This is a genomic window from Aerococcaceae bacterium zg-252, from assembly GCA_016237705.1.
Classification (GTDB): domain Bacteria; phylum Bacillota; class Bacilli; order Lactobacillales; family Aerococcaceae; genus Globicatella; species Globicatella yangjingiae.
In genome coordinates, this window is sequence record CP066204.1 from 1,289,673 (window position 1) to 1,300,596 (window position 10,924).

Annotated in this window: 12 protein-coding genes; all 12 read right to left on the reverse strand. The window is 34.4% G+C overall.

Going from position 1 to position 10,924, the window contains the following annotated elements:
* Window positions 1-35 precede the first annotated feature (35 nt).
* Complete coding sequence (locus JDW14_06065) at window positions 36-914, reverse strand: hypothetical protein (GenBank protein QQD64898.1); 879 nt, start codon at window positions 912-914, stop codon at window positions 36-38.
* A gap of 11 nt (window positions 915-925) precedes the next feature.
* On the reverse strand, window positions 926-2,038 hold the full coding sequence (locus JDW14_06070; protein ID QQD64899.1) for a hypothetical protein: 1,113 nt from the start codon (window positions 2,036-2,038) through the stop codon (window positions 926-928).
* The gene (locus JDW14_06075) at window positions 2,013-2,975 is read right to left on the reverse strand and encodes a hypothetical protein (GenBank protein ID QQD64900.1); all 963 of its coding nucleotides are present in this window, start codon (window positions 2,973-2,975) and stop codon (window positions 2,013-2,015) included. The genes JDW14_06070 and JDW14_06075 overlap by 26 nt, the downstream gene beginning before the upstream one ends.
* A gap of 215 nt (window positions 2,976-3,190) precedes the next feature.
* Complete coding sequence (gene adhE / locus JDW14_06080) at window positions 3,191-5,833, reverse strand: bifunctional acetaldehyde-CoA/alcohol dehydrogenase (GenBank protein ID QQD64901.1); 2,643 nt, start codon at window positions 5,831-5,833, stop codon at window positions 3,191-3,193.
* A 302-nt stretch (window positions 5,834-6,135) separates the two neighbouring features.
* Window positions 6,136-6,753, reverse strand: a complete 618-nt coding sequence (locus JDW14_06085) for a CHAP domain-containing protein (GenBank protein QQD64902.1) — start codon at window positions 6,751-6,753, stop codon at window positions 6,136-6,138.
* Window positions 6,728-6,964 (reverse strand): phage holin, encoded by a 237-nt coding sequence (locus JDW14_06090; protein ID QQD64903.1) that lies wholly within the window; start codon window positions 6,962-6,964, stop codon window positions 6,728-6,730. Before JDW14_06090 ends, JDW14_06085 begins: the two co-directional genes overlap by 26 nt.
* Window positions 6,954-7,187: a hypothetical protein gene (locus JDW14_06095; GenBank protein QQD64904.1), complete on the reverse strand. Its 234-nt coding sequence runs from the start codon at window positions 7,185-7,187 to the stop codon at window positions 6,954-6,956. The genes JDW14_06090 and JDW14_06095 overlap by 11 nt, the downstream gene beginning before the upstream one ends.
* Before the next feature lie 69 nt (window positions 7,188-7,256).
* Window positions 7,257-7,496, reverse strand: coding sequence for a DUF2922 domain-containing protein (locus tag JDW14_06100; protein QQD64905.1), 240 nt, complete (start codon window positions 7,494-7,496; stop codon window positions 7,257-7,259).
* Between the two features lie 254 nt (window positions 7,497-7,750).
* The gene (locus tag JDW14_06105; protein QQD64906.1) at window positions 7,751-7,948 is read right to left on the reverse strand and encodes a hypothetical protein; all 198 of its coding nucleotides are present in this window, start codon (window positions 7,946-7,948) and stop codon (window positions 7,751-7,753) included.
* Between the two features lie 121 nt (window positions 7,949-8,069).
* Window positions 8,070-8,576, reverse strand: a complete 507-nt coding sequence (locus JDW14_06110; protein ID QQD64907.1) for a sigma-70 family RNA polymerase sigma factor — start codon at window positions 8,574-8,576, stop codon at window positions 8,070-8,072.
* Window positions 8,577-8,599: 23 nt separating this feature from the next.
* Window positions 8,600-8,824 (reverse strand): helix-turn-helix transcriptional regulator, encoded by a 225-nt coding sequence (locus tag JDW14_06115; GenBank protein QQD64908.1) that lies wholly within the window; start codon window positions 8,822-8,824, stop codon window positions 8,600-8,602.
* A gap of 323 nt (window positions 8,825-9,147) precedes the next feature.
* Window positions 9,148-10,251 (reverse strand): LPXTG cell wall anchor domain-containing protein, encoded by a 1,104-nt coding sequence (locus JDW14_06120; GenBank protein QQD66515.1) that lies wholly within the window; start codon window positions 10,249-10,251, stop codon window positions 9,148-9,150.
* Between the last annotated feature and the right edge of the window lie 673 nt (window positions 10,252-10,924).

Genomic DNA, 10,924 nt, shown 5'->3' on the forward strand with positions numbered 1-10,924 from the left:
ACTAAACTGATACCAATAATCACTACACAAACAAATTAAATTGAATAAAATGTTCTGGAAATCAACACGATTTCTTGTCTTTTATCATTAAACTCCTGTTTTAATGAAGAATATTTAAATAAATAATCAGAGTGCTTTTGATTGTTAGATGATAATATTTGTTGTAACTCTTTTGTTTGCTCTTGATTCACTCTCATTCCCAAAGAAATACTATGTTGTGCACCACCTAGAATATGCCATTTTGAAGACGCAATAATGGACTTCATTAACGGATGTGTATTTTCTTCCAGATTATGAAGATTAATTTCATTTCCAAAAATAATTTGTATATTTTGCGAATTTGATACATTTTCAAGTGGATAAATCGGAATTTTCTGCCCTGTTCCTGTCATTAACCACATTTCTTCCAATGAAATATCAGCAATGTCAAACTCTTGAGCTGTCACATTACTCGGCATTGAATTCAATGCTTGTTCCAATTCTTTAAAAAACTCCATTGACGCATAAATATACTGCTCCAAATCTAAATTTACCGTTTCGGACAAGGCTAACTCTTCAAAATTCCCTGTTACCTCATAATAATGATAACTTTTCACTGACGAATCATCATTAAAAATCCCCAGTACACCTGTTTTTACAAGACTCATTGGGATTGTAGGAAATAATGGCTGCAATTCTTGAAAATCATCTAGTGTAAAATCATTAAAAACAACTCCGTCTGCATTTTCTCCGTTAAGATACAATACATCAAACTGTCGTTGGCTAGAAAAAGTGGTTATCATCTGTTGCAACCCATTATTTAACCCCAATAGTACATTAATAAGGCAAGTAATCAGCACAATCTGTAAACAAAATAAGAGATAAAATTTCTTTTGGCTCATCACATTTTGTGTAGCTGTCCACAAGTAATACATTATAATTCCTCCTAATTTGCCAATAATTTCAGCCGTTTCTTCAATAGAAGAAATGAAATCATGAAACTGATTAATACCGAAAATACTATCACTGATAGATACATGCTAACATCAATGACAAAATACATTTTTAAATAATCAATGAACACTTCTCTGAACATCGAAAGGAGTAATAAATCCAATAGAGCTGCACATAAGACTGTAAACAATAAGAACAACACTTCTTGAATATACAGTTGGCTTTTCGGAACACCTAGAAACCATTGAATTTTTAATTCTTGTTCTTGACTTTCGACTTTATTAATCATTAGCGTCAATATATTTAACCCACCATAAATCAAAATAAAAATACTCGCTGCAATGATAACTCCTAAAGCACTAAAGAAAATTCCTTTATTATGTTCTTCATACCTAGTCCAATCTTCCCAAGATATAGGTGTTTTAATATTCAATTGTTCTTCAAATTTTTTCATGAATAGAGCAATTTCACTCGACGTAATCGTCTTATCTTTGAATTTGATACTATATGACTGCCATAATGAATTGTGATAATTCATATACTCTTTCACATCAATCATCATCACATTACTCAATTGCCGGTTATGGTACACACCTGCAACCCAATATTTCGTGTATTCAATGGTAATAAACTCTGGGTCCCCCAATTGATAATATAAATCAGAGCCTACCCAACAATATTTTTTATCTGAATTTAACTTTTCACTATCGAATATCGCTGTCCCTTTGACCTTTTGCTGTCTGAAAATCTTATCAATATCTCGAGTAATTCCTGTCAAATTGACATCAATAAATGATTCATTTCCCCACAACACAATATCTTTATAATTATGCACTGAAAATGATTCAATTTCTGGAAACATTGCCTTAATCTTATCTGGCTCTAAATACTGATTATTTTCAATTTGTACACCAAAAGAAATCGTCTGATTAGCCGGTTTAGGTATATAGGAAAAGGTAAAATTATACAAAGTTAATCCTATTCCGATAATACAAATGGGGACTAATAGCATGGCACTAAAAGAACCTATCAACAAAATGCAAAAATAAATGTCATGTTTAATCTTTTGGAAAGTATAGTTAATATTCATACAAATGCTTTTCATCATGATACACCAACTTCATTAATGTATGATTTGAATTATCAATTAAATAGACAGAATTATCAACATCTACTGCTAGCATACCAATATAAGCATTTTCGACACTCGTATAGTTCATTGAATAAATTACTTTTGACGTGCGATTGTTAATATCATATTTAATAATACTAGCTGTTCCAAGGCTAGACGTAATCATAAAATCGCCTAATTTGTAGAGTTTAAACGGAGCAATTTTGTCATTTAGTTGGTATGATGTGACTTGATTCTTTTCATTGATAAATATCATTTTTGAATCACCGGTAGTAATATGAATGCCGTCCTTATCTTGTGAGTGAAAATAAGCATTCGTAGCCACTAGACTATTGTCAATACTAGTTACATACCCAATAAAATTATTAACGATTTTTTTCAATTGCCCACTGGTTGCCACTTCATAAATGCAATTAGCTTCATTATTATTAGCACTTAAACTTACATACATTTTTTCATCAATAACCGTTAAACTCATAAACGTATTTAACATCACAGAATCTAAGTTGTTTAACTGAATTTTATCGTAGGTATCATCTTTAAGGTTATATAGTATTATTTGCTTTTGTTTATTGTCGAGAATATATAATGTATCTTCTGAAACATATAGACTAGACGGAATCCATAAATTCTCATTTAGATTTTGAGCAGATAATGTCTTAATCACTTTATAATCCGTTTTATCTAAAATCTGTACGATATTATTAGCACTATCATTAAGGAATATAAATTGCTTGTTGATAACAATATCTTGAATCATACTATTTTCTTCTAACTGCACACTTTCACTTTGTACGAGCTGAATATCATTATCTTCTTCTAAACCTATATCCACTTTGCGCTCTTTTAAACCTGTGCAACTAACCAGAAATAAGCACGAAAAGATTAACACTGCTAGTTTCTTTAACATATTCCCACCACCTAAAAAAACCCAATGTAAACGTTACCATTTTTATTTTACACCATTACTTTAATATATTCAAGTTTGAAACTGAATATTTTTTAAATTTTTGCCTATTTAAACTCAAATCAATGTCAGACAAAATTCTCTTGACTATACCCTATATCAAAACAAAACAACGACAACACCCAAAGGCATTGCCGTCATTTTCATTAATTATCTAATTATTTTAAGCGTCCTGGACGTTCTTTGTAACCATAGTAAGCATCTTCGATAATTTCTTTCATATCGCTTACTAATGCTAAACGTGGGTTTACTGGAGTACATTGGTCTTCATACGCTAAGTATGCAATTTCTTCTGCACGTGCCATGTATTCTGCCTCGTCAACACCTTGTGCTTTAATGCTCATTTCGATACCAATACGTTCACCTAATTCATACACTGCTTGAGCTAAACTTGCAACACCCTCTTCTGGAGTATCTGCTTTTAAGCCTAACATTTTAGCGATGTCTTGGTATCTTACATCTGCTTTATAGTAGTTGTATTTTGGCCAAGTTGTTTGTTTCGCTGGTTTTGTACCATTGTAACGGATAACGTATGGCAATAGAATCGCATTTGTACGACCATGCACTGTATGGAAGAAACCACCAATCTTATGTGCCATTGAGTGAGAAATTCCTAAGAACGCATTTGCAAATGCCATACCAGCCATTGTTGACGCATTATGCATTTTCTCACGAGATTCAAAGTCAGCTTCTTTTACAGAACGTTCTAAGTTTTCAAATGTTAATTTAATCGCTTGTAAGGCTAAACCGTCTGTATAATCGTTTGCCATAATTGACACATAAGCTTCAATCGCATGCGTTAATACGTCCATACCAGTATCAGCCGTTACGAAATCTGGTACTGTTAATACTAATGCTGGGTCGATAATCGCAATTGTTGGTGTCAATGAGTAGTCAGCTAATGGGTATTTCATATTATTTTTCTTATCTGAAATAACCGCAAATGGTGTCACTTCTGAACCTGTACCAGATGTTGTTGGAATACCAACATATTTTGCTTTAGCACCTAATTCAGGGAATTTGAAGGCACGTTTACGAATATCCATGAATTTTTGAACTAAATCACGGAAATCGATTTGTGGTTGCTCATAGAACATCCACATTACTTTCGCAGCGTCCATTACAGAACCACCACCTAAAGCGATAATTGTATCCGGCTCAAAGCTCTTCATTGCTTCTGCACCACGTTCAACTGTTGAAATATCTGGATCTGGCTCAACGTTACTGAACACTTGATAAACTACTTTATTACGACGTAAGTGTAATTGCTCAATAACACGTTGTAAGAATCCAAGTTTAACCATTGACTCATCTGTCACGATAAATACTTTTTGTACATCACGCATTTTTTGTAAATATTGAATTGAGTCACGTTCGAAATAGATTTTTGAAGGAACTTTAAACCATTGCATATTATTTCTACGTCTCCCCACTTTTTTAATATTTAATAAGTTAATTGCACTCACATTATCCCCAACAGAGTTTGCACCATAAGAACCACAACCTAATGTTAATGACGGAATAAACGCATTATAAACGTCACCGATACCACCAAAAGTTGAAGGTGCATTACAAATGATACGAATCGCTTTAATTTGACGACCAAATTCTTTCACTAAATCTTGATCATTCGTATGAATCGCTGCTGAGTGCCCTAAACCGTGGAACTCAACCATTTGGCATGCTTTTTTCACACCGTCTTCTTGACTATCAGACTTAATCACTGCAATAACTGGTGATAATTTTTCACGTGTTAATGGCTCGTTTTCTCCAACTTCTTTCACTTCTGCTGCTAAAATATTTGTGCCTGCTGGAACCGTAAAGCCTGCTTGTTCAGCAATCCATGCTGCTGGTTTACCTACGATATCAGCATTTAATTTCGCACCAGAACAGTTTTTGCTATTTGCTTTAACGCCGAAACAGAACTCTTCTAATTTCGCTTTTTCAGCTTTATTAACAAAATATGTATGGTATGACTTCATTTCTTCGATAAATTCATCGTAAATTTCTTTATCCACAATCGCAGCTTGCTCAGACGCACATACCATACCGTTATCAAATGATTTAGACATCACAATATCATAGGCTGCTTGTTTTACATTTGCTGATTTTTCAACATAGGCAGGAACGTTACCAGCACCAACCCCAAGAGCTGGTTTACCACAAGAGTAAGCTGCTTTAACCATTGCGTTACCACCTGTTGCTAAAATTGTCGCAACACTTGGGTGATTCATTAATTCGTTAGTTGCTTCCATTGACGGTTTTGTAATCCATTGTACACAGTTTTCAGGTGCTCCTGCTGCTACAGCTGCTTCGTATACGATACGTGCTGCATGAGCAGATGATTCTTGTGCTGACGGATGGAAAGCAAAAACGATTGGGTTACGTGTTTTTAATGAGATTAAGGCTTTAAAGATTGCTGTTGAAGTTGGGTTCGTTGTTGGTGTAATCCCGCAAATAACACCGACAGGTTCAGCGACTAATGTTAATCCTGTTACTTCATCTTCTTCAATAATTCCAACTGTTTTAGTATGACGCATATTGTTAATTACATGCTCACATGCGAATAAGTTTTTAGTTGCTTTATCTTCGAATACACCACGTCCTGTTTCATCTACTGCATGTTTTGCTAAAATACCGTGTTTATCCAATGCAGCAACAGATGCTTTGGCTACAATGTAGTCCACTTTTTCTTGATCTAATAAACGAAATTCATCTAAAGCAACAGTTGCTTTTTTAACTAATTCATCGACATGTTCAAAGGCTAATTGTTGTTTTGTTTTTTCTACTACTTCCGTCATTTCGACATCCTCCTAAAATGTGGTGTTGTTATTTACACCCTTATATTACATTCTTCACAAAGTATTGTCAAGCGTTTTGTGCAAAAAATCACAAAAATATTTTCATTCAGAATCCTATTGAAACAACAAATTAATGAAAGCGTTGATAGTTTCATCTTAGAAAACGTTTACTTTGTGAATAAATCAAGACTTATGTTTCTTTATTGATTTCACAATAAAAAAGACAATGCACGATGCACTGTCTTAATCAAAACCAATTTTATAATTGTGATTTTTTTAGCAATATTGATTAGGAACGATAATTACTGTGTCATCAAACGATTTACTTCTGCTTGTATTCGACGGCTATCATAGCCCGATGCCATTAAGCGTTGAACACGCTCTGCACCATTGCCCCACTCTCCACGAATGACTGAGCGAGCCACATTAGTTATTAACTGCAAATTATGTTTGTCCGTTATACGAAATGGTCGTGCATAGCCAACAATACGACTATCTCCTTTTAAATACTTGTTCCTAGCAACTTGACGATTGCTATTCCCCTCTATCGTGTGAACATAATGCGTATCCACCTGCTCCACAAAACCGATATGGTCTGCAAAACCACCGTTATCCCAATCAAATAATAGAATATCACCTGCTCGTGGCTCTACTTTACCTAGCCAAACACCTTTTTGACGCATCAATTGCTTATGGCGTTCAACACCACACTCCCTACCAATCACGTCACTAAATCCTAATTTATCAGCTATAAAGGTTACAAACACATCGCACCAATCATCATCGTATCGAACTCGATACCCCATTGGAATTGGTGTGACAGCATTGTATGCATCGACAATTGAACGATGAATAGCCGAATATTGTTGCACACCGATATATAATCGAAGCGTACTAAGCAATTGCTCGATGAACGACATCTGGTCCACTTCCCCCTTGATGATAATGGTGAGATGACAACTGAATTAAACTCCCGATAAACATTGCGATTAAGTTAGTCAGTGCCACCATTTGTTCAGCTTGAAACCAACCATAAATATCACCTAACCCCTTAACCAAAACGGCTAAGGCAGGTAATCCAATTAGTACCAACCATTTTAATACATCATATAGACGATTACTAAGATGCATAATACTCCCTCGTTTCTTCCAAATTCATGACACGCCAATCCAATCGTGCCATTTTATCGACTAAGGAAGTTATAGCGACTTGTTGCTCTTTTACCGTTTGTTTTAATTGTTCCAAACTATAAATAAGAGCATATATCGCATTGATAACATTCCATAATTTTGTAATAAGTGCCACAATCGCTAGTAAGGCACTGGCGATAGCACCGATTTGAATGACGGTCATCTTAATTCCTCCCTATACTTACTATACTAAGTGGAGAGCCTCCCTACTCTCCACTTAGCGATAAAACAACTACTCCTCGTTACGGTAAACTTCATTTACCGTTCGACGAACATACTGTGCATTAACTGCTTTTTCATAAGCATCACCAGACTCATCAACAAATATCGGTGAATCTACAAATTTTTTCACTGCATTTTCAGCCGTTTGACGGTCGATACCTGTACGTGGATTATTAATGCTTACTTTTTTCGATTTCCCTGCTTGATTTTTAAAACTCATCTCAAATTTTTCAGTTACTACTTCACTCATGGTTAATCCCCCTTAATCTGGTTTGCTCGGGCAGCCTTGACGTCCACTTCACATAGCTCTTGTAGCGCTTGTGGCGCTCCTGCGAACTCTGCTCCAGTAGTTCAAGGCTAAACGCCCTCACTCTCACTTTGTGTTAATCTGGTTCGCTCGGGCAGCCTTGACGTCCACTTCACATAGCTCTTGTAGCGCTTGTAGCGCTCCTGCGAACTCTGCTCCAGTGGTTCAAGGTCTAACGCCCTCACTCTCACTTTGTGTTAATCAATTGTATAAATTTGTGTCATTGTTGTATGAGTAAATGGTTCATCTAGCAATGTTTCCACTGCCTCACGTACTTCGACAATCGACTCTGCATCAGCTGATTCCGTCACATGCTTTAATGAGAAAGATGCCCCCTTGCCTTCTTCTTTCTCTTGCTTCATCGTCACTTTACTTTCCTTAAATTTTTTCGCCATGCTAATTCTCTCCCTTTTTAAAATTTTCTTGTAGTTCCGGACGCTACATCTATATAAAACCAAAACTACGGTATTTTAGGACAAGAATACACAACAATGTAGATAACGTTTACATTTTTATTTAATCTTTACCAAATCCATGCGATTTAAGATGTTCAATCAACTTTTTACGCCAACGGACAATTGTGCGATATTGACAATGACATAACTTTGCAATTTCTTTTAAAGAATAACCATTTAATAAGTATTCCAATAACATCGTTTCTTTAACTGATAATGTCTTAGGTAGCGATGCCATAAATTCATAGACCGTATATTCTGATTCTGTTGATAATCCATTTTCAATCAATAAGTCATCATGCACTTCATCAACTCGATAATATTGTTGTCGAATCAACTTAGATAATTGCCACTCTAATGCACGAATTAAGTAGGCTTTTGGATACTCTAATTGTGTATTGGTTTCGTGAAATTTTACCAGTAATTGAAATAAATGGATTCGTAATTCTTGTGCCCAGTCTTCAAACTCTGAATTTCCATGATAAATACCTTTACGCTTTAATACAAAATAAACTAAACCCTCGTACTGTTTGAATTGTTCTTCCAAATTTTGTTGATAATTTTCCATAATAAAAGCTCCCTCCATTCCTATTATTTCGGATGAAAAATTGCGACAACTTCAACATCATCTAATGCTAAAAAATCACGAATTAAATGTACGACTTCTAGTGACGGTACAGTATATCCATTTACAATTCGTGAGATTGTATTGCGTGACACACCAATACTGTCAGCCAAATGACAAATACTACTCCCTTTTCGTAAAATTAGTTGTAATAAATAGTCACGATTAATGACGTCCTTTATCACTCGCATTTTACTCCTCCTTTCTCTAATAAATGTCATACTTTACATTTCTAAACGATTATTCTTAGACAACTCCCTTGATTATATTATACATTTTCAGATAGTTATATTCAATATAGAATTATATATTCACTCAAGTTTATTTAACCTATTTATAATTGGATATTTTTATAAATTTAATCATATCAATAAAAAAAGACTAGGAAATCTTTCTACTACTACAAAATCTATTAATAAAATACTATTAAATCAGTATTTTATTACTTTGTTGTATTATTCTGACTTTTCCTAGTCTCAATTATTTACAAAATGTTATATTTTTTAATTATTTATTAATTTTCTTGACGACGTGTTGAAACTAAACCAACACCAGCAAGAATAGATAATGCTGCTGCACCAAAAATTAAGTAAGCATCCTTTTCACCAGTTTCTGGTAATGATTCTGCCTTTGGAGCTTCTGCCTTTGGAGCTTCCGCTTTTGGAGCTTCCGCTTTTGGAGCTTCTGCCTTTGGAGCTTCCGCTTTTGGAGCTTCTGCTTTTGGAGCTTCTGCTTTTGGAGCTTCTGCTTTCGATTGCTCAGCGTTAGGAGTTGCTTGGGCAGCATATGCTACTGCATAAAAGCTAAAGTGGCTCACTTTAAATTTAACTGAATAATCTAATAATTCGAATGGTAAACTTTCAGACAAACCAGTAGTCGCAACATAATGTACACCTACAATCTCCTTAGCTGTATCTCTTGGGATAGTTACCCATGCTTCAGACTTGATTTGTGTAACTTCTCCCTCAGCATTTACAAAATGAATATTATAAAAATCTAAATCTTTATCTTTCAATGATGCATCAAGATTGTCACCAACTGGGTTGTTAGCTAAACGTTCAACAACTAATTTTAAGCCTCGACCTACATCTTCACCAGTTAATTCAACTGTTACATTTGTAGCAGAATCAACATGAAGTTCAGTCTTATTCACTTTTTCTGAACCTCCGATAAAAGAAGTTAATTTATCTAAGCTATCTTTATTTAATAAAGTTTTATCAACTACTGATGCTTCTCCGTTGATTGTAGCATTTAATTTATCTAAGTTCTTCAATAAATCTTTGTTAATTACTGATGCTTCATCTCCATTGACTGTAGCATTTAATTTATCTAAGTTCTTCAATAAACCTTTGTTAATTACTGATGCTTCATCTCCGTTGACTGTAGCATTTAATTTATCTAAGTTCTTCAATAAACCTTTGTTAATTACTGATGCTTCATCTCCGTTGACTGTAGCATTTAATTTATCTAAGTTCTTCAATAAACCTTTGTTAATTACTGATGCTTCATCTCCGTTAACTGTAGCATTTAATTTATCTAAGTTCTTCAATAAACCTTTGTTAATTACTGATGCTTCATCTCCGTTGACTGTAGCATTTAATTTATCTAAGTTCTTCAATAAACCTTTGTTAATTACTGATGCTTCATCTCCGTTAACTGTAGCATTTAATTTATCTAAGTTCTTCAATAAACCTTTGTTAATTACTGATGCTTCATCTCCGTTAACTGTAGCATTTAATTTATCTAAATTCTTCAATAAATCTTTCTTAACTACTGGCTCATCTGCTTTTGGTGCGTCAGCGTTTGTTAATTTATCTAAGTTCTTTAATAAATCTTTCTTAACTACTGGCTCATCTGCTTTTGGTGCGTCAGCGTTTGTTAATTTATCTAAGTTCTTTAATAAATCTTTCTTAACTACTGGCTCATCTACTTTTGGTGCGTCAGCGTTTGTTAATTTATCTAAGTTCTTTAATAAATCTTTCTTAACTACTGGCTCATCTGCTTTTGGTGCGTCAGCGTTTGTTAATTTATCTAAGTTCTTTAATAAATCTTTCTTAACTACTGGCTCATCTGCTTTTGGTGCGTCAGCGTTTGTTAATTTATCTAAGTTCTTTAATAAATCTTTCTTAACTACTGGCTCATCTGCTTTTGGCGCGTCAGCGTTTGTTAATTTATCTAAGTTCTTCAATAAATCTTTCTTAACTACTGGCTCATCTGCTTTTGGTGCGTCAGCATTGTTACCCGCTGGAGTAACATCTTCGTTATAATCAGCAGCTATTTTATCTAATTTA

Excerpts from the sequence above, each read along its gene's own strand:
- JDW14_06105 (QQD64906.1), bottom strand. The coding sequence starts at position 7,948 with ATGGCGAAAAAATTTAAGGAAAGTAAAGTGACGATGAAGCAAGAGAAA.
- JDW14_06085 (QQD64902.1), bottom strand. The coding sequence starts at position 6,753 with ATGTCGTTCATCGAGCAATTGCTTAGTACGCTTCGATTATATATCGGT.
- JDW14_06090 (QQD64903.1), bottom strand. The coding sequence starts at position 6,964 with ATGCATCTTAGTAATCGTCTATATGATGTATTAAAATGGTTGGTACTA.
- JDW14_06115 (QQD64908.1), bottom strand. The coding sequence starts at position 8,824 with ATGCGAGTGATAAAGGACGTCATTAATCGTGACTATTTATTACAACTA.
- JDW14_06075 (QQD64900.1), bottom strand. The coding sequence starts at position 2,975 with ATGTTAAAGAAACTAGCAGTGTTAATCTTTTCGTGCTTATTTCTGGTT.
- JDW14_06070 (QQD64899.1), bottom strand. The coding sequence starts at position 2,038 with ATGAAAAGCATTTGTATGAATATTAACTATACTTTCCAAAAGATTAAA.
- JDW14_06110 (QQD64907.1), bottom strand. The coding sequence starts at position 8,576 with ATGGAAAATTATCAACAAAATTTGGAAGAACAATTCAAACAGTACGAG.
- JDW14_06100 (QQD64905.1), bottom strand. The coding sequence starts at position 7,496 with ATGAGTGAAGTAGTAACTGAAAAATTTGAGATGAGTTTTAAAAATCAA.
- JDW14_06065 (QQD64898.1), bottom strand. The coding sequence starts at position 914 with ATGTATTACTTGTGGACAGCTACACAAAATGTGATGAGCCAAAAGAAA.
- adhE (QQD64901.1), bottom strand. The coding sequence starts at position 5,833 with ATGACGGAAGTAGTAGAAAAAACAAAACAACAATTAGCCTTTGAACAT.
- JDW14_06095 (QQD64904.1), bottom strand. The coding sequence starts at position 7,187 with ATGACCGTCATTCAAATCGGTGCTATCGCCAGTGCCTTACTAGCGATT.